Below are 21,077 nucleotides of genomic sequence, written 5' to 3' on the forward strand. Positions count from 1 at the left end.
TTAATCAACAAATGTCAACAGACCCTAATTTCTTCAACTTCTATATTGTGCTTTAAAAGAAGTTGCAGTGATGATGCTAATCCTTTAGGTCCTTCACCAGAATAGCCTGAACTAAAGCCTGATCTGATAATGTAAGTATTTCTATTAGATTTGATTAAATATGCATGTATTTGATTGCAAGATAAAAGTAATGCTTTTTCAATATATGTTTGAGTTTGGAGAATGACACCAATAGCGTCTAAACAATCTTGAGTATAAGGTGTCCCTAAATATTGTATTTCTTCAGATGGTCGATTAAATAAATTAAAGATCATTTTAATAAAGTATTTGTTTGATATTTAATTGAATATATCAAAAAAAACCCGCACTCGGCGGGTTGTTTATTTAATTTAAATTAAGATTAAGCATTTTCACGCGCAATTGCGCGGTAACCAATATCTTTACGGTATTGAACACCATCAAAAGTCACTTTTTCGCATAGTTCAAGCGCTTTGGCTTGTGCTTCACCAATCGTGTTGCCTAGAGCAGTCACACAAAGTACACGACCACCAGCAGTCACAATGTCACCATTCTCAAGCGCTTTTGTACCTGCATGGAATACTTTTGCATCAGCCATTTCTGTGTCTAAACCAGAAATCACATCACCATTGCTAGAAGTTTCTGGGTAGCCTTTAGATGCAAGTACGATACCTACAGTCTTACGCTCATCCCATTCAGCTTCCGCAGGTAAGTTACCAGCGATACCAGCTTCAACCAAATCAACTAAAGATGATTTTAAACGCATCATAATTGGTTGAGTTTCAGGGTCGCCAAAACGACAGTTGAACTCGATCACTTTTGGTTGACCTTGTTCATCAATCATTAAGCCTGCGTATAAGAAACCTGTATAAACATGACCGTCTTTTTTCATACCTTCAACGGTAGGACGCATCACTTCATTCATGGTTTTTTCAAATACGTCAGCAGTCACAACAGGCGCAGGAGAGTAAGCACCCATACCGCCAGTGTTTGGACCTTGGTCACCTTCAAAGATACGTTTGTGATCTTGAGACGTTGCCATTGGCAAAATGTTGTCGCCATCAATCATGCAAATGAAAGATGCTTCTTCACCTGCCAAGAACTCTTCGATGACAACGCGTGAGCCAGCATCGCCAAATTTGTTGCCTGCAAGCATGTCATCAATCGCATCAAATGCTTCTTGATTGGTCATGGCAACAATTACGCCTTTACCCGCAGCAAGACCATCTGCCTTGATTACGATTGGTGCACCATTTTTTTCAACAAATGCTTTTGCTGCATCTACTTCTGTAAATACATCATAGAAAGCAGTTGGGATGTTATGGCGTTTTAAGAAGTGCTTCGCAAATGCTTTAGAGCCTTCAAGCTGTGCAGCAAATTGAGTTGGGCCCCAAATTTTTACACCCGCTTCACGGCAAGCATCCACAACACCATTTACAAGCGGTGCTTCAGGGCCAACCACGATTAAATCCACCGCATTGTTTTTAGCAAAGTCGATAATCGCAGCATTGTCTAAAATATTTAAGGCAACATTTTCGCATTTATTTTCAGTTGCAGAACCCGCATTGCCCGGTGCTACAAATACTTTTGCAACTTTGTCATCTTGTGCGATTTTCCATGCCAATGCATGTTCACGACCGCCATTACCCAAAACTAAAATATTCATCGGTTCATACTCCATGAATCGAAAATGACATAAAGTCCTCAACCTGAAAGCAGGAGAGGACTTTATGCAAGATTAGAAATCTAGTGTATTAAGCAAAAGACTGTGCTTAATTGTCATGATCAAGTTGCCAACTTAGTGACGGAAATGACGCATGCCAGTGAAGACCATTGCAATACCAGCTTCATCAGCTGCAGCAATCGTTTCGTCATCACGCATAGAACCACCCGGTTGGATAATGCATTTGATGCCCGCTTTTGCAGCGTTATCAATGCCATCACGGAATGGGAAGAATGCGTCAGATGCCATTACCGCACCTTCAACCACTAAACCAGCATGTTCAGCTTTAATTGCAGCAATACGAGCAGAGTTAACGCGGCTCATTTGACCTGCGCCAACACCAATGGTTTGACGACCTTTTGCATAAACAATAGCGTTAGACTTAACGTATTTCGCAACTTTCCAAGCAAAGATCAAGTCATCAATTTCTGCTTCAGTTGGCGCACGTTTAGTCACAACTTTAAGGTCATCTTTCGTGATCATGCCTAAGTCTTGGTCTTGAACCAACAAACCGCCATTCACACGTTTGTAATCTAACTGAGCTTTACGTTCAGTAATTGCAGGAAGCTCGCCGCATACCAGTACACGTACGTTTTTCTTCGCGCCAGTCACTTCAAGCACGCCTTCAGCAACGCTTGGAGCAATGATCACTTCAACAAATTGACGGTCAACAATGGCTTGCGCAGTTGCAACATCTAATTCGCGGTTAAATGCAATGATGCCGCCGAATGCAGATTCAGGGTCAGTTGCATAAGCAAGGTCATAAGCCGCTTGGATGCCGTCTAAAGATACTGCTACGCCACATGGGTTTGCGTGTTTTACGATGACACATGCAGGCTTAGCAAATGATTTTACACATTCAAGTGCAGCGTCAGTGTCTGCGATATTGTTATAAGATAATTCTTTACCTTGAAGTTGTTTCGCAGTAGAAACAGATGCTTCAGTTGCTGTGTCTTCTACATAGAAAGCAGCAGATTGATGCGGGTTTTCACCGTAACGTAAGTCTTGAACTTTATTTAATTGTGTATTGAAAGTACGCGCAAATTTATCTGCTTGACCTTCTTCCTTACCTACGCGAGCGCCTAAGTAAGATGCAATCATGCCGTCATACTGTGCAGTATGTTCAAATGCTTTAACCGCAAGGTCAAAACGAGTTGCATGTGATAATGCGCCTTCAGCTTTTAACTCTTCAACAACAGTTCCATAGTCAGATGCATTTACTACGATACCTACAGATGCATGGTTTTTCGCAGCAGCACGAACCATAGTCGGACCACCGATGTCGATATTTTCAATCGCATCAGCAAGTGAGCAGTTCGGTTTAGCCACAGTCGCAGCGAAAGGATAAAGGTTAACAACAACTAAATCGATTGCATCGATGTTGTGTTCAGCCATCACAGCTTCGTCTAGACCGCGACGAGCTAAGATACCACCATGAATTTTCGGATGTAGCGTTTTTACACGGCCGTCCATCATCTCTGGGAAACCTGTGTGCTCTGAAACTTCAACTACGGCAACATTATTGTCTTTCAACAATTTGTATGTTCCGCCAGTAGATAAAATTTCTACCCCTAGAGCAGTAAGTTCTTGTGCAAATTCAACAATTCCAGTCTTGTCAGACACAGAGATTAAAGCGCGTTTAATAGTCATGATCTTCGTCACAGTTTTCAAGGAACAGATTAAAACAAAATTAGCAAAATGCAGGTTAAAAAAAATGCCTGCGGAAGCCGCAAGCATTTTATCATTTATTCACTCATTAAACCGTGAGCTTTCAACTTTTTACGTAAAGTACCACGGTTTAAGCCGAGAATCTCAGCAGCACGGGTTTGATTACCACGTGTATATTCAAGAACTACAGATAGAAGAGGCTTCTCCATTTCCGCCAGCACCATATCGTATACCTGAGATGGTTGCTCGCCTTGCAATTGTGCAAAGTAATGGCGAACTGCGCGATCTACGTGAATACGAAGAGCGACATCAGATTGTGCAGTAAAAATAGGAGATTTGCTATTCATGCGAATTAATCCGAAAAATCAAATATCACTTGGGTAAAGTGATTTGTTAAAAGTGGTCTATAAACTTGAATGAACTCCGTTTTAGTTCCTAATGCGGAGTTCTAAAACTTGTACATTACTTGTAGCTTGACACAACTCGCAAAATTGTTCGAAAAATAAGCGTAACAATAGATTAATAATTGTTACAGCCTAAAAAAACAAACAAAAAATCTACTCAATACGCAATAAATATTAAAGCGCACGGTTGGGATTGTATTTGTTGTGAAAAATTAGCGAGGAGTTTGCAGCACAAAGCTTTCGTGGCGCGTATCATACCATTGTCTAGGAAAAAGTGAGCAAGAAAACTGCATTTTTTTTATGTTTTTTTTACTTTTTTAATAGTTTTTTTCAATATTAGGGGCGAATCAACTCAATTGAATAATTATCGAAGCTTTTGCGTGCAATTGGTAGGCTAAATTGGAATTTAAAAGGACTACTTTTTGGGATCCGTTGGATGCCATGCAGACTTTCGTCCAAATACTCTTCAGGTAAAAGCGTATAGTTTGCTATTTCAGTACCATTTTCTTTTAGTGAAATTTTCATATTGGGTAAGGCAAGGCTACGGTCATGAAAATTGATCATTTCACCAGTAAAACGTGTTTCATTATTTCCAATGCTACGAATTTTGACTTTTTTGGTACTAATTAAACTGTAGTGTTCTTCGAGACGTGAACAATTAAAGACATCACACACTGCTGTGAATGCAGCACCCATTACTGGGCTGTTTTTTAAATATTGAGGATTGAACCAGAAAAACTGGAATATAAGTGCACCAAATAAGAAGGCATTAATACAGAACCACATAAAATAGTTCAGTGGGGTACGTTTTTTATCCTTTTCAGCCTGTTCTGCCCAATTTACAGCAGGAAGGTTGCCGATCGGTTCGGTGCTGAAATAATTTAAGTTATTTAAATAAGTTTTTAGATCGATATTAGAGTTTTCGACTTTTTGATCAAATAGTTTTAATAAATGGTGGGTTGGTGTTTCTTCAACAGTCACTGGTGTAAGCGTATTATTAAATTCGCTGACATTAATAATAGTATTGGAGTTTTTTTGAGGTGCATTTTCTTGCTCAGGGGTAGAAAAAGACAACGCTTTATCTACCACCAAATGAGACAGTGAATTAAAAGATGTAGAGCACTTTGGGCAACAAACCATGCCCTGAGCGACAGTAAGCTGCGGAACAGTTACTTTATATGTTGTAAAACAAGTTGGGCAGTTAGTTAATTTGTCGCTCATAAGTACACATTTTAAATTTTAATACTGTTGGCGTTTACCCGAAATTCGGCACCATGTTTCGTCACGTTTTTCTACGTCTAATATATCAAAAAATTCAGAATAAACACTAGAAACATCAGAAACTTGCTCTTCAATTACACCTGCAAGTGCGAACTCGCCCTCAGATTTAATTAAAGTTGAGAATTCTGCAGCCAAGGCCATTAGAGGGCCTGCAAGAATATTAGCAACAAACACATCGGCTTTTTGTCCAGCGAGCTCTTGGTTGAACTCTTCAGGTAGGCCTACATACAGATTTTCCAGTACACCATTCAATTCTGCATTTTGTTGTGTTGCTAAAACGGCTTGTGGGTCAATATCAGTGGCATAAACTTTTTTTGCACCCAAAAGTAAAGCGGCAACACCTAAAATACCAGAACCACAACCGTAGTCGATTACGATTTTATCCTTAAGATCAACTTTACCTAACCATTGTAGGCATAAGAATGTTGATGCATGGTTACCAGTACCAAATGCCAGACCTGGGTCTAGTTTGATGTTTACGGCGTCTGCTTCTGGTGCTTCCATCCATTCTGGTACGATCCAGTATTTTTCACCAATTTTAATAGGCTCGTAAGCATCCATCCATGTGCGTTCCCATTCTTGGTCTTCAATGAATTCGCTACGCATTAGTGCTTCAGGAAGTTGAGCTTTAATAAATGTTTTTAATGCAGCAACATCAATTTCTTCATCATCTTCTTGTGCATAGATACCAGTAACGATCACTTTATTCCAAAGTGGTGTTTCACCTGGAAGTGGTTCAAGTAAATCCTGATTTTCTGCATCATCTAGCGTGACACTGACTGCACCTAAAGAACTGAGCAGCGTTTCAGTGTAATCAACTTGAGCTTTTTCAACAGTAATATGAATTTGTAACCACTTCACGGACATAACCTAAATGAGTTTTATAAAAAGCTATTGTAACGGAACTCGGCAACTTGCAGCTAGCGATTATCAAAATTGACAAAAAATAAAAGGATGCACGTAGCATCCTTTTAATTTTTCAATGACTTAACTTTTAATTGTTTCGGTTGTAGTTGTCGAGATTGGTGCAAAACGCGTAATTAGGAAGCCAAATACAGCGGCAAAGATGTACATAAAGATTGAATATACCGCCGCAGGCATTGCTACAGCAGAGCTTGCCATCACCGTTAAGGCGATGGTCATGGCTAACGTACTGTTATGAATACCGATTTCAAATGCACAAGCACGTGCCTGAGCACTATTGATGCCGAACAGTCTTGGAACAAAATAACCGATACATAAGCTGAAAATACAGAATAGAACCGTAGCTAAGCCAACTTGGGTTAGATAAGCCGCAATATTATGTCGTTCAGAGTAAATAGCACCGATAATAATTAAGATGAGAAAGACCACAGCAAAGATGCGGAGTGGTTTATGCAGTTTCTCAGTCAGTTTAGGTGCATAGTGACGAAGCAGCATGCCTATACAGACGGGGATGATAATGATGCCGAAAACTTGGAGGATTTTTCCAAACTGCAGACTGATTTGTTGCCCTTCTTGCATGAAGTGCATGATCGAAAAATTCACGATCAATGGAAGGGTTAATGCTGCAATGACTGAGTTGATGGCGGTCAGGGTAATATTTAAAGCCAAGTCACCTTTAAATAGATAGCTAAATAAGTTAGCTGTGCTACCACCGGGTGAGGCTGCGAGTAGCATCAATCCGACAGCAAGCAGTGGTGGTAATGCTAGCAGTTTACATAGTAGAAAGGCGATACCAACAAGCAACACGAGCTGGCAAAATAATGCGATCAACACGGCTTTAGGGTGCTTGGTGACACGTGCGAAATCTTTGGGGGTAAGTTCTAACCCAAGCCCGATCATAATAAAGGCCAGTGCTAATGGCAAAAGAACCGTAATAATTCCAGAATCCATCTTATTTATTCTCCTTGAGCATATTTAATGGTTTTTCACCAAAGTCCTTATGGTGATTGCGTTAGAAAAAATAGTTTAGGTTTTCACTTGTTGAATCAAGTGACTGCCACGGCGCGTCAAAATAAAACCAAATAAGGTCGCCAATAAATACATAAAAATAGAATAAACACCGGCAGGTATCGCCACTGTGGTGTTTTCAAGCACACTCAGTGCGATGGTTAGGGCGATACTGGTGTTATGAATACCAATCTCAAAGGTACACGCACGAGCCTGTTTTTCAGGCACACCCGAGAGGAATGGAATTAAGTAACCCAAAAATAGTCCACTGAAACAGAGTAAACAGGTTGCAATGCCGACGCTGGCAAAATACGTAATAATGTTGGATTGTTCGCGCAAAACTGCGAGTGTAAAGATAAGAATTAATAAAAAAATAGATAACATTCGCATCGGTTTGTTGATGTGATATGCAATGGTCGGAAAGGAGTTACGAATAAACATACCGAAACATACCGGTATCAAAATAATCAGAAATACATGGGTGATCTTATCGATAGGCATGCCAATACTGGTACTTTCACCAACAAAATGCAAAATGGAAAGGTTGACAATAAAAGGCAATGTAAAGCACGAAACAACTGAGTTAATGGCCGTTAAGCTAATATTTAATGCAACATCACCTTTATATAGGTAGCTATAAAGGTTTGCTGTGGGGCCACCGGGTGAAGCCGCAAGCAACATGAGCCCGACCGCGAGTAAAGGGGGTAACTCAAGCAACTTACACAGGAAAAACGCAATGCTGGTCAGTAGAATAAGCTGAGTAAATAAAGCGATGAAAATAACTTTTGGATAGCGTCCAACGCGTAAAAAGTCTTTGACTGAAAGTTCAAGTCCCAAACCCATCATCATAATGGCTAAAGCAATGGGTAGAAAAAATGCAAATAATCCCGAATCCATGGAATTTCCTGATATTTTTATCCTTATAGTGTTTTTGAGTTTATCTCAGTTTGATAAATAAGCAATAAATAAAAGCGAGTAAAAACTGATGTTTTACCCGCTTTATTTTTGATCTGTTAATTGGTCGATATTTTTATCGACAACTGTTTATTTAGGACGAGGAGGAGTGAACCCTAAAGCACATTTTCCTTTAATTTCTTGTCCATTAATCGTTGCAGTAGTGGCTTTTGCATCTGCACTACATGTGCTTAATAATTCGGCTTCTTCGCCATGAAGATTTGCATTTTTGGAAGAACTAAAAAATTGTGGTTCGCAAGTACCATTCCAGATAATACCGCGATAGGCAAATGAAACTTGAGCGCCTTGGCTTTTACCTTTACAGACTTGTTGATATCGCTGTGTATCATACACTTTCTCAACTTTATCATTGGCTGAGGCAGCAAGTGGTGATAAACATAAACCGCATAAAACCGTGGATAGCAAAATATTCTTATTCATGCTTATAGTCCTTATGATTCTCATGGGATCTATAACAGAATAAAAAATCATCAGAATAAAACAACAATCTTCGAGTAACATTTGCTTGAGAAATGTGTATTTTTATGTGGAATATGCAAAGTATGTATGTTCATAAAGAAATATATAGGCATAAAACAGTAGCCAATAACAATAAAATCGAGTTAATCAGTCAACTTATCGGTGAATTTTTGCTATAATCTTCCGTCATCCTTTTTTAATCTCCTTTACCACTATGCATTATCCTAAAGTTTACGATGTCATTGTTATCGGCGGCGGTCACGCGGGTACTGAGGCAGCTCTTGCTGCGGCACGTATGGGTCGACAGACTTTACTCTTAACTCATAATATTGAGACTTTAGGGCAGATGAGCTGTAACCCAGCCATTGGTGGTATTGGTAAATCACATTTAGTCCGTGAAATTGATGCGCTTGGCGGTGCAATGGCATTGGCTGCCGACAAAGGTGGTATTCAATTCCGTATTTTAAACTCACGTAAAGGTGCAGCAGTACGAGCGACTCGTGCCCAAGCTGACCGTGTACGTTTTAAAGCTGCGATTCGTCATACTTTAGAAAACCAGGCGAATTTGGATATTTTCCAACAAGCCGCTGATGACCTTATTGTTGAAGGCGATACCGTTAAAGGTGTAGTCACCCAAATGGGTATTCGCTTTGATGCGAAAACTGTTGTATTAACTACAGGGACATTCTTGGGTGGTGTGATCCACGTAGGTCTAAATAATGCTTCAGGCGGTCGTGCGGGCGATCCTCCTTCAATTTCATTGGCTGCGCGCCTTCGTGAATTGAACTTACCTGTAGGTCGTTTAAAAACAGGTACACCGCCACGTATCGATGCACGATCAGTTGATTTCTCTGTAATGACGCCACAGCCGGGTGATTTCCCATCTCCGACTATGTCGTTCATGGGTGATGCGTCGATGCATCCTGAGCAAATCAATTGCTATATCACACATACCAACGAGAAAACTCACGATATCATTCGTGGTGGCTTAGACCGTTCACCAATGTATACCGGTGTGATTGAAGGTGTGGGTCCACGTTACTGCCCATCAATCGAAGATAAAATTCATAAATTTGCCGATAAAGATTCGCATCAAGTGTTCTTGGAACCTGAAGGTTTGGACACACATGAGCTTTATCCAAATGGTATTTCAACTTCTTTACCATTCGACGTTCAGTTTGAATTGGTACGCTCGATTCGTGGTATGGAAAATGCGCACATTTTGCGTCCGGGTTATGCAATTGAGTATGATTATTTCAACCCACAATCATTGAAATTCTCTTTAGAAACCAAATCGATTAATAACCTGTATTTTGCGGGTCAAATTAACGGTACAACAGGTTATGAAGAAGCGGGTGCACAAGGTTTGCTTGCAGGCTTAAACGCAGCACGTCGTGCATGGGATCAAGAGCAATGGACACCAAAACGTGATGAAGCGTACATGGGTGTATTGGTTGATGACTTGATTACTTTGGGTACTAAAGAACCGTACCGTATGTTTACTTCGCGTGCGGAATACCGTTTGATGTTGCGTGAAGACAATGCGGATCAGCGTTTAACTGCGATTGGCCGTGAAATGGGTCTGGTGGATGATGCGCGTTGGGATTCGTTCTGCCAAAAAATGGAAGCAGTTGAAACTGAAAAAGGACGTTTACAACACCTTTGGGCAGCGCCAAACAATCCACTAGGCAAAAAATTCGTTGAAATGACTGGTGATGACCTGTCTAAAGAAACCAATGCAATTGATTTGTTAAAACGTCCAAATATCAACTTTGCGCAAATTGCTGAATTGACGGGTTCAGAAGTTTCAGCATTTGTGGGTGAGCAAATTGAAATTGCAGTGAAATATGCGGGTTATATTAACCGTCAGCAAGAAGACGTTGCGCAAATGAAGCGTTTGGAAGATACACGTATTCCTGCTGATTTTGATTATGATGTCGTTTCTGGTCTTTCACGTGAAATCACCATGAAGCTGAAGAATGTATTGCCTGAAACATTGGCACAAGCAAGTCGTATTCCAGGTGTAACACCTGCAGCTGTTCAATTGGTGATGATTACGATTCGTAAGAATAACCAAGCGAAAAAATCTGCATAAGATTTTGAGTTAAATAAAAAACCCGCTCAGTTGCGGGTTTTTTATTGCCAATAAATTATTGGCTATTGGTATTTGATCGGATTAAATGAATATTTTGATCATCATTAGTTTTAGCTATGGTTTGATTATTAAAATCTTTCATAAACTTAAGTGATTGATAATGAATTATAAATGCAAAAAATAAGATCTAAAACTATTGATATACAAAGTTTTAAGTCTTAATGGTGGGCTTTTGGTCGTGTGAATTCCGACCTTTGTAGTGGTATTTATTCTACCCAATAAAGCCGAAACTTCAGGGCATGGCGTACAAGTGGGTTTACGCTACATGAATGGAGTTCGATTATGGCAAATCAACAATCGGGAAAAATGCAAAAATTTCTAACGGTATTTTTGTGTTTCTGGGTGGCATTTTTTGAAGGTTTTGACCTACAAGCACCCGGTATCGCAGCAAAGGGAATCGCAGCGACATTTTCCTTAGATCAGGTACAAATGGGCTATGTGTTTAGCTTAGGTGTGTTTGGTATGTTATTTGGCGCGTTCTTTGGGGGGCGTGTCGCTGACTATTTGGGACAGAAGAAAGTCCTGATGTTGTCGATTTTTATCTTCGGTGTATTTATGTCTATCACGGCAGTTGCACCAAGCATTGAAATTTTATATATCGCACGATTCTTTACAGGTTTAGGTTTGGGTGCTGCGATGCCAACGATGATCTCGGTGGTGGGTGATGAAGCGACGGATGCTAACCGTGGGCGCTTAAATAGTTTGATGTACTGTGGCTTACCCGTAGGTGCAATCTTTGTTGCTGGCTTGGGTATTGTCTTTAAAGATATCTCATGGCATACACTATTTTTAATTGGTGGTTTAACGCCTTTAATCTTGATTCCATTCATGGCGATTATCTTAAAAGATAAGCGTACAGAAAAAGTTCAGGCAGAAACCAAGGAAACGGTTCCAGCGATGGGGCAAATCCTTTTTGCTGAACAGCGTTATAAGTATACATTGCCGCTCTGGCTGAGTTTCTTCTTTACCTTAATGGTGAACTATATTCTGATCAGTTGGTTGCCTAACTTGCTTATGGAACAAGGGTTGGAAAAGCAACAAGCTTTTATGATCATGTTGATGTTCCAAGTGGGCGCAGTGATTGGTACGCTGGGTTTAGGCTACTTGCTGGATCGCCTAAAATTATGGCAAATGGCAGTGATTATCTATTCAGGTTTGTTTGTGGCATTGTTTGTGCTGTTTACAACAAATTCCATTCCTGTACTCATTGCTGCAGGCATCATGGGCGGAATTTTCTCTACAGGTGGTCAATCGATTTTGTATGGGATCTCTCCAATTTTCTATACACCAGCTGGGAAAGTGACAGGTGTGGGAAGTGCAATTTCATGGGGACGTTTGGGTGCAATGACAGGTCCATTACTTACAGGCAAGATTTTGGCGCTAGGTCTAGGAACGACAGGTATTTTAATTGCAAGTGCGCCGGGTATTGCTTTGTCGGCTATCGCGGTGGCTGCATTATCTGCCTATAAATCATCCCTCAAGAAATAATCGAAATCAGTCATATTTAAAGGAGCTACGGCTCCTTTTTTATTGAATAAATATCTTTAGCTGAAACTAAGTTTTGTTAGAATAAATCTAATATTCATGAATAAATTTACTTCTATGTCTTATCAATTGATCGAACTTGATATTTCTCCTTCAGATAACATTCAGTGTCCACATTGTCAGCAGCAAGTGATTGATTGGTCAGAAGAGCAGTATGTACAGCCATGTGAGCATGTGCTGTTTATTGCAATGGATATTGGTTTTGAGTTTATTACCGATGAATTTGAGCAAACTATGCAGCATACAGTCGATGACTTGCATGCCAATGATGATCAATATCATATGTTTACTGAAATTACCGCCTCAAGTTTCCCTGAGTTTCTGATATATAAGTCTGATTTAGGGGTGGAAGGTTATTCACGTTATGTCGGCTTTACGGCATAAAATATTGCTAAAAAATCTCAAAATAAAAAAGCCAGTTAAGTGACTGGCTTTTTTAATGAAAATCAGAAAATTAACTTTCTAATTCTTCTTCGACATCATCTTCGGCACTGTCCATACCGAGTTCTTTAAGTTTACGGGTTAAGGTATTACGACCCCAACCTAAAAGTTCTGCTGCATGGCGCTTACGCCCACGTGTTTGCTGTAGTGCAGCATTGATGAGGGTGCGTTCAAACATTGGTGTGGCAATGTCGAGAATTTTCATCTCACCATTTTTAAGTTTTTGTACGGCCCATTGACCAAGTAACTCATCCCAGTGATGCACACCAATACGATCAATCCCTTGAGTAGCAGGATTGCCATCTGTGCCTTGAATTGGAATCTGTTTTAATTCAGACGGTAAATCTTCTGGATAAACTTCACGGCCTGTGATCATAACCGTTAACCAACGACAGGTATTTTCAAGCTGACGCACATTACCTTGCCATGGCAGTTTTTGCATGTATTCTTGCGTTTCAGGACGCAGAATCTTCGGACTTACCCCAAGTTCTTTACCTGCACTTGCAAGGAAATGCTGTGCAAGCATCGGAATATCTTCACTACGATGTGCAAGTTTTGGAATATGAATACGAATCACGTTTAGACGGTGGTACAAGTCTTCACGGAAGCGACCTTCATGTACTAACTTTTCTAAGTCTTGGTGCGTTGCAGCAACGATACGGACATCCACCTTGACTGGGATGTGACCACCGACACGGTAGAATTCGCCATCCGCTAAAACACGCAGTAAACGTGTTTGAGTTTCAAATGGCATGTCGCCAATTTCATCAAGGAAAAGAGTCCCGCCATTGGCTTGTTCGAAACGCCCTTGACGCTGTGTGTTAGCACCGGTGAATGCGCCTTTTTCATGACCAAATAATTCAGTTTCGATCAAATCTTTTGGAATTGCTGCCATATTGAGCGCAATAAAAGGCTTGTTGCCACGTGGTGAATGCTTATGCAGCGCATGCGCAACCAATTCTTTCCCTGTGCCTGATTCACCATTAATTAATACAGTAATGTGTGATTGAGAAAGACGACCAATGGCACGGAAGACTTCCTGCATAGCAGGAGATTCACCAATAATCTCTGTAGATTGAATCGGTTGAACGGTTTTAGCAGATTCTTGTTGTTGTAATTTGGCGATATGTAAAATTGCACGGTTTACAAGCGCTAAGGCTTCATCAATATCAAAAGGTTTTGGTAGATATTCAAATGCACCCGTTTGATAGCTCGACACAGCAGATTCTAAATCTGAATGTGCAGTCATAATGATCACAGGTAAGTCAGGGTAGTTGCCTTTGACTTTACCTAAAAAGGTCAGTCCATCAATACCCGGCATACGGATGTCTGTCAAAATAACATCTGGCGCATCGACACTTAACTGATCTAAAGCGGATTGTGCTTCTTCAAAACTGGTAACATCAAAACCTTCTTCTTTGAATGTTTTTTCCAGCACCCAACGCATGGCGCGATCATCATCGATGACCCAAATCTTATTACGCGACATGATCTGACTCCCAAGGTAAATATAGGCTAAATACTGTTTTTCCAGGAACTGATTGGCATTCAATCATTCCGTTATGTTGATGCATAATATTTTGTGCAATGCTAAGGCCGAGACCTGTGCCTTTCGCTCGTCCTGTCACTAAAGGATAAAATACGGATTCTAATATTTCTTGTGGGACACCCGGTCCATTGTCCTCAATGTCAATGCGTACCGCAGAACGTTTTAATACACCATTGATGGTGACTAAGCGTTGAATACGTGTGCGCAAGGTTAGTTCTGGTTGATGCTCAACAAAGAACTCTTTATTTTCAGTCATCGCCTGAACAGCATTAACACTGATATTCAGCATGACCTGAATTAATTGATCACGATCTGCCAGTACATCTGGTAAAGAAAGGTCGTAATCACGGGTGATTTTAATTTTCTTTTTAGTTTGGTTGACGATCAGTGAACGAACACGTTCAAGTGGTTCATGTACATTGACTGGTTCGTAACTCGGTAATTGTCTTGAACCAAGCATGGTGTCAGCAAGATTTCTTAATCGATCCACTTCACTAATAATAATGTCGGTGAATTCGCTGTACTTCGGATCATTTAAGCTACGTGCTAAAAGCTGTGTCGCCCCACGGATACCACCGAGTGGATTTTTAATTTCATGGGCAACACCACGAATCAGTTGTCGTGCAACTTGATGTTGTTGAATCAGGTTTTCTTCTTTAGAGATTTTCAACATCCGGTCGATTTGATTCAGCTCAATCAATAGCAAAGGATGGTAGGGTTTACCAGAGTTGAGTTGTGACACGGTGTAATCGACATGAATGTCTTTAAAGTTGACATTAATCGTTGCTTCTCGGCGCGTATAGTGCTGGCCAGAAGTTAATGTATTCATTAATGCATCATGCGTATTGAACTCATCATCGGGCATATGGAGTAAATTTAATACAGGCTGACCTGATGCACGAAGTAAGCTGATGTCAAAAAGCGCTTCACAAGATGAATTTAAATAAAAAATATTCAGGTTGCTATCGACCAATAAAATGGCAGTGGTTAAATTATCCACTAAAAGCCGGTAATCAATCGTCATAGTCTGATCCATTAGCGAGAGGTTCCTGTCTTAAAATGGCGCAATGGCATCTTCATAAAGCAAATCGTTCAATCTAATAAGGTTCGAATTGATGCAAGTTATGCAAGATATAAGCCAACTATTTGAGAAATACGCTAAGTTTTGATGCTTATTTGAATAAATGCGCTTATTTAAGACTTTAAATAAAGTGTATAGCCGATTAAAAACAGGCTGTAAATCAAAAATGCATTAAAATGGTGCAAATGAAATTATATGGATGAATTTATAGCATTATTTTGGTGCGTGATATAAAGAGTGGCCTTTTCACCTGTTTTTATGTTTTGAAAAGACATACAATACGCGGATTATAGTGGAGCGCAGATTCATGAAATCCCCCAAAGTCGGTTTTGTTTCTTTAGGTTGTCCTAAGGCATTGGTAGATTCCGAACGAATTTTAACTCAGTTAAAGACTGAAGGTTATGATGTAGCATCAGATTATGATGGTGCCGATTTAGTAGTTGTAAATACCTGTGGTTTTATTGAATCTGCAGTACAAGAGTCGCTAGATGCCATTGGCGAAGCGATGAGTTCAAACGGTCGCGTAATTGTGACTGGTTGTTTAGGTAAAGACGAAGACAAAATTCGCCAAATGCACCCAAATGTCTTAAAAGTGACAGGTGCTGCGGCATATCAAGAAGTGATGGAAGCTGTGCACGAATACGTGCCTGAGCCACCGAAACACAATCCGTTTATTGATCTAGTACCTGAACAAGGTATTCGATTAACACCAAAACATTATGCTTATTTGAAGATTTCAGAAGGTTGTAACCATCGTTGCACATTCTGCATTATTCCGAGCATGCGTGGTGATTTGGTTTCTCGTCCAGTAGGTTCAGTATTGACTGAAGCTCAAGCGCTGAAAAAAGCAGGTGTAAAAGAAGTCCTTGTGATTTCTCAAGATACATCGGCTTATGGCGTAGACACCAAATACAAATTGGACTTCTGGAACGGTCAGCCCGTTAAAACCAAATTCTATGACATGTGTGAAGCATTGGGTCAATTGGGTATCTGGGTGCGTCTGCACTATGTATATCCATATCCACATGTAGACGCTGTGATTGACTTAATGGCACAAGGCAAAATTTTGCCGTATTTGGATATTCCATTCCAACACGCAAGTCCTAAGATTCTAAAACTCATGAAGCGTCCTGCGCACAGTGAAAATACACTGGAGCGTTTAAAAGTTTGGCGTGAGAAATGTCCTGATCTTGTGATTCGTTCTACATTTGTTGTGGGCTTCCCGGGTGAAACTGAAGAAGACTTCCAAATGTTGCTTGATTGGTTAAAAGAAGCGCAGCTTGATCGTGTGGGTTGTTTTACTTACTCACCAGTTGAAGGTGCGACTGCAAATGATTTGCCAGATCATGTGCCTGAAGAAATCAAACAAGAGCGTTATGAGCGTTTCATGCAAGTTCAGCAAGAAATCTCTGCTGCGAAATTGCAAAGTCGTATCGGTCAGAAAATGACAGTACTTGTGGATGATCTTGAAGAAGAGTTCCCAGTTGCTGTTGCGCGTTCTTATGCAGATGCACCTGAAATTGACGGTAATGTTTTTGTTGAAGATATCGATAAGTCAGTGATTAAAGCAGGTGATTTACTTGAAGTAGAAATCACAGATGCAGATGAATATGACTTATTTGCAAAACTGATCTCGGTTAAGTCTGCTTAAACGATTCATTAAAAATAATTGAAATTAAATAATTCGGAGTTGATGATGCTTGATTCTAAAAAACCACGTTTTGGTCGCATCCTGCTTAAGCTTTCAGGTGAAGCTTTAGCGGGCAATAAAGAGATGGGTATCGATGCACAAGTGCTCGATCAAATGTCACTTGCAATTGCGCACCTTGTTGGTTTGGGTGTTCAAGTGGGTATCGTTGTCGGCGGTGGTAACCTTTACCGTGGCAGCCAATTACAAAAAGATGGTTTGGTTGGCCGTGTAACAGGTGACCAAATGGGTATGTTGGCCACTGTAATGAACGGTTTGGCACTTCGTGATGCTTTGGTACGTCGTAATATCAAAACTCGTCTAATGTCAGCTTTACCCATTGGTGCAGTAGTTGAATCATACTCTAGCCGTGATGCAATTCGTCATTTAACTCGTGGCGAAGTTTGTGTATTTGTTGCAGGTACGGGTAACCCATTCTTTACGACAGATACAGCAGCATGCTTACGCGGTATTGAGATTGAAGCCAATCTTATCCTTAAAGCGACTAAGGTTGATGGCGTATACAACAAAGATCCAAGCAAATATGAAGATGCAGTGAAATACGATGCATTAACATTTGACCAAGTTTTAGATGAAAAACTGGGTGTGATGGATTTAACAGCGATTTGCTTGTGCCGTGACCACAACGTTCCACTTCAAGTATTTGATATGAACAAATCAGGTTCATTACTTTCAGTGGTAATGGGTGAAAAAGAGGGTACTCACGTTACGAACTAATGTACGTGGGCCCTAAAGCTCTTTATACTACAAGCTATTTTAGAATTTACATCTTTTCGAATTAAGTAAGGAAGATCACATGATTAACGATCTTAAAAAAGACGCAGAAGACCGTATGAACAAATCTCTAGATTCTCTAGAGCATGGTTTTGCCAAAGTTCGTACAGGCCGCGCGCACCCATCAATTTTAAACGGTGTTATGGTTCCTTACTATGGCTCTGATGTGCCATTAAACCAAGTAGCTAACGTGGGTGTAGAAGACTCTCGTACTTTACTTGTTCAGCCTTTTGAACGTTCAATGGTTGCTGCAATTGATAAAGCAATCCGTGAATCTGACTTGGGCTTAAACCCGATTACTGCTGATGCGATCCGTGTTCCAATGGCTGCATTAACAGAAGAAACACGTAAAGACATGCAGAAAGTTGCACGTAACGAAGCTGAAAATGCAAAAGTTGCGATCCGTAACATCCGTCGTGATGTTTTAGGTGATATCAAAGCATTGTTGAAAGAAAAAGAAATTTCTGAAGATGATGAGCGTCGTGCGGGTGATGACATTCAAAAAATCACAGACAAATTCGTTGCTGAAGTTGAAAAACGTCTGGCTGCAAAAGAAGCTGAATTGATGAAGGTCTAAGTTTTAATGACCTCATCTGAAGAAACTTCCCGTCTTCCAAAACATGTTGCCATCATTATGGATGGCAACAATCGTTTTGCCAAAAAGAATCAAATGCAAAAAGGTGAAGGGCATCGTTCTGGAAAGGACATCCTAGATCCCATCGTTGAACATTGTCGTAAAAGAAATATCCAAGCACTGACCGTTTTTGCTTTTTCGAGTGAAAATTGGAATCGTCCTCAGTTTGAGGTTGATTTGTTAATGGCTCTTCTCGAAGAAACCATTCATGAGCAGTTGCCACGCATGGAAAAATTTAACATTTCCCTACGTTTTATTGGTGATCGTTCTCGTTTATCTCCTAACTTACGTGACTTAATGTTGCAAGCCGAACAAAGGACTGCTAATTTCGACAGCATGACTTTAACTATTGCAATTAGTTACGGTGGTATGTGGGATATGGCACAGGCTGCAAAACAAATCGCAGCAGATGTTTTAACTAACAAAATAGATCTTGAAGCAGTGGATGCTGAAGTCTTTGGTCAATATGTCAGTTTAAGTGATCTACCTCCGGTAGATTTGTTAATTCGTACAGGTGGTGATTTCCGTCTCTCGAACTTCTTGCTTTGGCAAGCTGCGTATGCAGAACTTTATTTTACCCAGACATTATGGCCTGAATTTACCATTGAAGAATTTGACGACGCACTAGCAGTATTTGGTGGTCGTGAACGTCGTTTTGGTAAGACCTCAGAGCAGATTCAACAAGAGCAGTTTGAGAATAAATAAATGTTAGAGCGGATAATAACCGCATTGGTACTGGTTTCAGTTGTACTGAGTTGCATGTTTGCAACCGAGTCTAAATACCCAATGCTTGTGCTGATGATTATTGCATCAGCTGTCGCGGGTTATGAGTGGTTCAAACTCATGCCGCGGAATACACAAAATGTGATTAAACCTTTCGCTTGGGGCTATGGTCTAGTCACTGCTATTCTTTCAGCACTAGCATTGCATTTTACAGATGTTGCATTACTGCTTTGGGCGGCTTCGATCTTTACTTGGATCTTAAGTGTCTATTGGGTGAAGTCTTATCCTGATTACGATAACTGGTATAACCCGAGTCTGAGTGGTATTGGTTTAGTCTTAGTTCCTGCTGCGGTAACTGCTATTTTTTCTGTGTGGATGAACTCACCGTGGTGGCTCATGTATCTGTTCCTGTTGGTATGGGGTGCAGACAGTGGTGCATACTTCGTGGGACGTAAATTTGGTAAGAAAAAACTTGCACCAGATGTGAGCCCAAATAAATCGATCGAAGGTTTATATGGCGGTCTATTCACTGCAATGCTAATTGTTATTGTTGTTGAAATTATTTATCTTGATTTAAGCATCGCTGAACATATTTTATTTTTAATACTTTCAGTAATAACAGTATTTAGTTCAGTACTTGGTGATTTATTTGAATCGATGATCAAGCGTCGTGCAGGGATCAAAGATTCTGGTCGTATTCTTCCCGGACATGGTGGTGTGCTGGACCGTATCGACTCGTTGCTTGCTGCAGCACCTATCTTTGCAGCAGGTATGTATGTTTTAAAATTAATTGGCGTAGATTTATAGATGTCACAATCTGTTTGTATATTGGGTGTAACAGGATCCATTGGTCAAAGTACTTTAAAGATTCTGCAACAGCACCCCGAAGAGTATTCAGTTTTTGCAGTCACTGCACATAGCCGAATTGTAGAACTTGTCGAAATATGCAAACAATATCGACCGAAAATCGCAGTTGTTCCATTCAATAAAGTGGATGAACTGCGCCAATTACTCGTAGCTGAAAAATTAACTGATATTGAAATCTTGCATGATGAAGCCGGATTAATCGCAGTAGCAGAACATCCACAAGTTAATGTGGTCATGGCCGCTATTGTGGGTGCAGCAGGGTTGCTACCGACATTGGCTGCTGCGAAAGCGGGTAAACGTGTCTTACTTGCAAATAAAGAAGCGCTGGTGATGTCGGGTGACATCATGATTCAGACCGCACGTGAAAATAATGCTTTGTTACTGCCGGTCGATTCTGAACATAATGCAATCTTCCAGTGCTTGCCTGAAACTTATCTACAAGGTGAGCGTCATGGTCAGCCAAAATTGGGTGTCAAACAGATTTTACTCACCGCATCTGGTGGTCCATTTTTACATCATAGTTTAGAACAATTACAAAGTGTAACGCCTGCTCAAGCCTGTAAGCATCCAAACTGGTCGATGGGGCAAAAAATTTCTGTTGATTCTGCAACGCTGATGAATAAAGGCTTGGAATTGATCGAAGCCTGTCATCTTTTTGCAGTTGAAGAACAATTTGTAACAGTTGTTGTCCATCCACAGAGTATCATTCATTCAATGGTTCAATATGTAGATGGTTCAACTTTGGCGCAAATGGGTAATCCTGATATGTGTACGCCTATTGCTCATGCATTAGCATGGCCGAAGCGTATTCAAACACATGTGCCTCCATTAGATTTATTTATTCATTCTCAGTTAAATTTTGAACAGCCTGATATACAGCGATTCCCAGCGCTAAAATTAGCACGTCAAGCCATGAAGGCTGGAGGCTTAGCTCCTACGATTTTAAATGCAGCCAATGAAATCGCCGTGGCAGCATTTTTGCATGAGAAAATTGGCTTTACTCAAATCCCTCAAATTGTGGAACATGTGTTGGGGCAAGTTGAAAACTCAGCTGCAAATAATATTGATGTTATTTTGCATGCAGATAAATCGGCACGTATGGTTGCTGAAAAAGCAGTATTGAATTCAGGAAGTTAAGAC

Annotated in this window: 20 protein-coding genes; 9 read left to right on the forward strand and 11 right to left on the reverse strand. The window is 40.4% G+C overall.

Annotated elements, in window-relative coordinates:
• Nucleotides 1–14 precede the first annotated feature (14 nt).
• From MST17_RS07305 to MST17_RS07345, 9 genes are all read right to left on the reverse strand, one after another.
• Nucleotides 15–314 carry a hypothetical protein gene (locus MST17_RS07305; RefSeq protein WP_180027012.1) on the reverse strand — a complete coding sequence of 100 codons (300 nt, stop codon included), beginning with the start codon at nucleotides 312–314 and terminating at the stop codon, nucleotides 15–17.
• Nucleotides 315–400: 86 nt separating this feature from the next.
• On the reverse strand, nucleotides 401–1,684 hold the full coding sequence (purD, locus tag MST17_RS07310; protein WP_078193712.1) for a phosphoribosylamine--glycine ligase: 1,284 nt from the start codon (nucleotides 1,682–1,684) through the stop codon (nucleotides 401–403).
• 132 nt (nucleotides 1,685–1,816) lie between these two features.
• Complete coding sequence (purH, locus tag MST17_RS07315; RefSeq protein ID WP_180027013.1) at nucleotides 1,817–3,391, reverse strand: bifunctional phosphoribosylaminoimidazolecarboxamide formyltransferase/IMP cyclohydrolase; 1,575 nt, start codon at nucleotides 3,389–3,391, stop codon at nucleotides 1,817–1,819.
• Nucleotides 3,392–3,486: 95 nt separating this feature from the next.
• A complete protein-coding gene (fis, locus tag MST17_RS07320; protein WP_001086304.1) occupies nucleotides 3,487–3,756 on the reverse strand; it encodes a DNA-binding transcriptional regulator Fis in 270 nt (89 codons plus the stop codon).
• A 393-nt stretch (nucleotides 3,757–4,149) separates the two neighbouring features.
• Nucleotides 4,150–5,034 (reverse strand): DUF3426 domain-containing protein, encoded by an 885-nt coding sequence (locus MST17_RS07325; protein ID WP_180003876.1) that lies wholly within the window; start codon nucleotides 5,032–5,034, stop codon nucleotides 4,150–4,152.
• 18 nt (nucleotides 5,035–5,052) lie between these two features.
• Nucleotides 5,053–5,955, reverse strand: coding sequence for a 50S ribosomal protein L11 methyltransferase (gene prmA / locus MST17_RS07330; protein WP_168377617.1), 903 nt, complete (start codon nucleotides 5,953–5,955; stop codon nucleotides 5,053–5,055).
• 126 nt (nucleotides 5,956–6,081) lie between these two features.
• Nucleotides 6,082–6,969, reverse strand: a complete 888-nt coding sequence (locus MST17_RS07335) for a bile acid:sodium symporter family protein (protein ID WP_180003877.1) — start codon at nucleotides 6,967–6,969, stop codon at nucleotides 6,082–6,084.
• A gap of 75 nt (nucleotides 6,970–7,044) precedes the next feature.
• Nucleotides 7,045–7,923 (reverse strand): bile acid:sodium symporter family protein, encoded by an 879-nt coding sequence (locus MST17_RS07340; RefSeq protein WP_180003878.1) that lies wholly within the window; start codon nucleotides 7,921–7,923, stop codon nucleotides 7,045–7,047.
• Between the two features lie 147 nt (nucleotides 7,924–8,070).
• Complete coding sequence (locus tag MST17_RS07345) at nucleotides 8,071–8,421, reverse strand: hypothetical protein (protein ID WP_180027014.1); 351 nt, start codon at nucleotides 8,419–8,421, stop codon at nucleotides 8,071–8,073.
• A gap of 253 nt (nucleotides 8,422–8,674) precedes the next feature.
• Between MST17_RS07345 and mnmG the strand changes: the two genes are divergently transcribed.
• The 3 genes from mnmG to MST17_RS07360 all read left to right on the forward strand — a co-directional run bounded on the left by mnmG (nucleotide 8,675) and on the right by MST17_RS07360 (nucleotide 12,544).
• Complete coding sequence (gene mnmG / locus MST17_RS07350) at nucleotides 8,675–10,555, forward strand: tRNA uridine-5-carboxymethylaminomethyl(34) synthesis enzyme MnmG (RefSeq protein ID WP_180027015.1); 1,881 nt, start codon at nucleotides 8,675–8,677, stop codon at nucleotides 10,553–10,555.
• A gap of 342 nt (nucleotides 10,556–10,897) precedes the next feature.
• Nucleotides 10,898–12,103, forward strand: a complete 1,206-nt coding sequence (gene mhpT, locus MST17_RS07355) for a 3-(3-hydroxy-phenyl)propionate transporter MhpT (protein WP_180027016.1) — start codon at nucleotides 10,898–10,900, stop codon at nucleotides 12,101–12,103.
• Nucleotides 12,104–12,217: 114 nt separating this feature from the next.
• On the forward strand, nucleotides 12,218–12,544 hold the full coding sequence (locus tag MST17_RS07360) for a hypothetical protein (protein WP_078193710.1): 327 nt from the start codon (nucleotides 12,218–12,220) through the stop codon (nucleotides 12,542–12,544).
• Nucleotides 12,545–12,614: 70 nt separating this feature from the next.
• On the opposite strand, the gene glnG is transcribed toward MST17_RS07360, so the two are convergent.
• Both glnG and glnL read right to left on the reverse strand, forming a co-directional pair.
• Nucleotides 12,615–14,090, reverse strand: coding sequence for a nitrogen regulation protein NR(I) (gene glnG / locus MST17_RS07365; protein ID WP_078188728.1), 1,476 nt, complete (start codon nucleotides 14,088–14,090; stop codon nucleotides 12,615–12,617).
• Entirely contained in the window at nucleotides 14,080–15,186 is a 1,107-nt protein-coding gene (gene glnL / locus MST17_RS07370; protein ID WP_078188727.1) for a nitrogen regulation protein NR(II), read from the reverse strand. The genes glnG and glnL overlap by 11 nt, the downstream gene beginning before the upstream one ends.
• 352 nt (nucleotides 15,187–15,538) lie before the next feature.
• Here glnL and rimO point away from each other — a divergent pair, with 352 nt between their 5' ends.
• From rimO to ispC, 6 genes are all read left to right on the forward strand, one after another.
• Nucleotides 15,539–16,882 (forward strand): 30S ribosomal protein S12 methylthiotransferase RimO, encoded by a 1,344-nt coding sequence (rimO, locus tag MST17_RS07375; protein WP_111883759.1) that lies wholly within the window; start codon nucleotides 15,539–15,541, stop codon nucleotides 16,880–16,882.
• 45 nt (nucleotides 16,883–16,927) lie between these two features.
• Complete coding sequence (gene pyrH, locus MST17_RS07380; RefSeq protein ID WP_078193535.1) at nucleotides 16,928–17,656, forward strand: UMP kinase; 729 nt, start codon at nucleotides 16,928–16,930, stop codon at nucleotides 17,654–17,656.
• Between the two features lie 79 nt (nucleotides 17,657–17,735).
• The gene (gene frr / locus MST17_RS07385) at nucleotides 17,736–18,290 is read left to right on the forward strand and encodes a ribosome recycling factor (RefSeq protein WP_078188724.1); all 555 of its coding nucleotides are present in this window, start codon (nucleotides 17,736–17,738) and stop codon (nucleotides 18,288–18,290) included.
• Nucleotides 18,291–18,296: 6 nt separating this feature from the next.
• Nucleotides 18,297–19,052 (forward strand): polyprenyl diphosphate synthase, encoded by a 756-nt coding sequence (uppS, locus tag MST17_RS07390; RefSeq protein WP_078188723.1) that lies wholly within the window; start codon nucleotides 18,297–18,299, stop codon nucleotides 19,050–19,052.
• A complete protein-coding gene (locus tag MST17_RS07395; protein WP_078193533.1) occupies nucleotides 19,053–19,877 on the forward strand; it encodes a CDP-archaeol synthase in 825 nt (274 codons plus the stop codon). It abuts the gene before it with no gap.
• Nucleotides 19,878–21,074 carry a 1-deoxy-D-xylulose-5-phosphate reductoisomerase gene (gene ispC, locus MST17_RS07400; RefSeq protein ID WP_180027017.1) on the forward strand — a complete coding sequence of 399 codons (1,197 nt, stop codon included), beginning with the start codon at nucleotides 19,878–19,880 and terminating at the stop codon, nucleotides 21,072–21,074. It begins immediately after the preceding gene.
• Nucleotides 21,075–21,077 lie beyond the last annotated feature (3 nt).

It is taken from the genome of Acinetobacter sp. YH16056_T, assembly GCF_024605895.1.
Taxonomy (GTDB): Bacteria; Pseudomonadota; Gammaproteobacteria; order Pseudomonadales; family Moraxellaceae; genus Acinetobacter; species Acinetobacter amyesii.

Bases quoted from the DNA above. Each gene is read 5' to 3' on its own strand.
- MST17_RS07305 (WP_180027012.1), bottom strand. From the start codon at position 314: ATGATCTTTAATTTATTTAATCGACCATCTGAAGAAATACAATATTTA.
- purD (WP_078193712.1), bottom strand. From the start codon at position 1,684: ATGAATATTTTAGTTTTGGGTAATGGCGGTCGTGAACATGCATTGGCA.
- purH (WP_180027013.1), bottom strand. From the start codon at position 3,391: ATGACTATTAAACGCGCTTTAATCTCTGTGTCTGACAAGACTGGAATT.
- fis (WP_001086304.1), bottom strand. From the start codon at position 3,756: ATGAATAGCAAATCTCCTATTTTTACTGCACAATCTGATGTCGCTCTT.
- MST17_RS07325 (WP_180003876.1), bottom strand. From the start codon at position 5,034: ATGAGCGACAAATTAACTAACTGCCCAACTTGTTTTACAACATATAAA.
- MST17_RS07335 (WP_180003877.1), bottom strand. From the start codon at position 6,969: ATGGATTCTGGAATTATTACGGTTCTTTTGCCATTAGCACTGGCCTTT.
- MST17_RS07340 (WP_180003878.1), bottom strand. From the start codon at position 7,923: ATGGATTCGGGATTATTTGCATTTTTTCTACCCATTGCTTTAGCCATT.
- MST17_RS07345 (WP_180027014.1), bottom strand. From the start codon at position 8,421: ATGAATAAGAATATTTTGCTATCCACGGTTTTATGCGGTTTATGTTTA.
- mnmG (WP_180027015.1), top strand. From the start codon at position 8,675: ATGCATTATCCTAAAGTTTACGATGTCATTGTTATCGGCGGCGGTCAC.
- mhpT (WP_180027016.1), top strand. From the start codon at position 10,898: ATGGCAAATCAACAATCGGGAAAAATGCAAAAATTTCTAACGGTATTT.
- MST17_RS07360 (WP_078193710.1), top strand. From the start codon at position 12,218: ATGTCTTATCAATTGATCGAACTTGATATTTCTCCTTCAGATAACATT.
- glnG (WP_078188728.1), bottom strand. From the start codon at position 14,090: ATGTCGCGTAATAAGATTTGGGTCATCGATGATGATCGCGCCATGCGT.
- glnL (WP_078188727.1), bottom strand. From the start codon at position 15,186: ATGGATCAGACTATGACGATTGATTACCGGCTTTTAGTGGATAATTTA.
- rimO (WP_111883759.1), top strand. From the start codon at position 15,539: ATGAAATCCCCCAAAGTCGGTTTTGTTTCTTTAGGTTGTCCTAAGGCA.
- pyrH (WP_078193535.1), top strand. From the start codon at position 16,928: ATGCTTGATTCTAAAAAACCACGTTTTGGTCGCATCCTGCTTAAGCTT.
- frr (WP_078188724.1), top strand. From the start codon at position 17,736: ATGATTAACGATCTTAAAAAAGACGCAGAAGACCGTATGAACAAATCT.
- uppS (WP_078188723.1), top strand. From the start codon at position 18,297: ATGACCTCATCTGAAGAAACTTCCCGTCTTCCAAAACATGTTGCCATC.
- MST17_RS07395 (WP_078193533.1), top strand. From the start codon at position 19,053: ATGTTAGAGCGGATAATAACCGCATTGGTACTGGTTTCAGTTGTACTG.
- ispC (WP_180027017.1), top strand. From the start codon at position 19,878: ATGTCACAATCTGTTTGTATATTGGGTGTAACAGGATCCATTGGTCAA.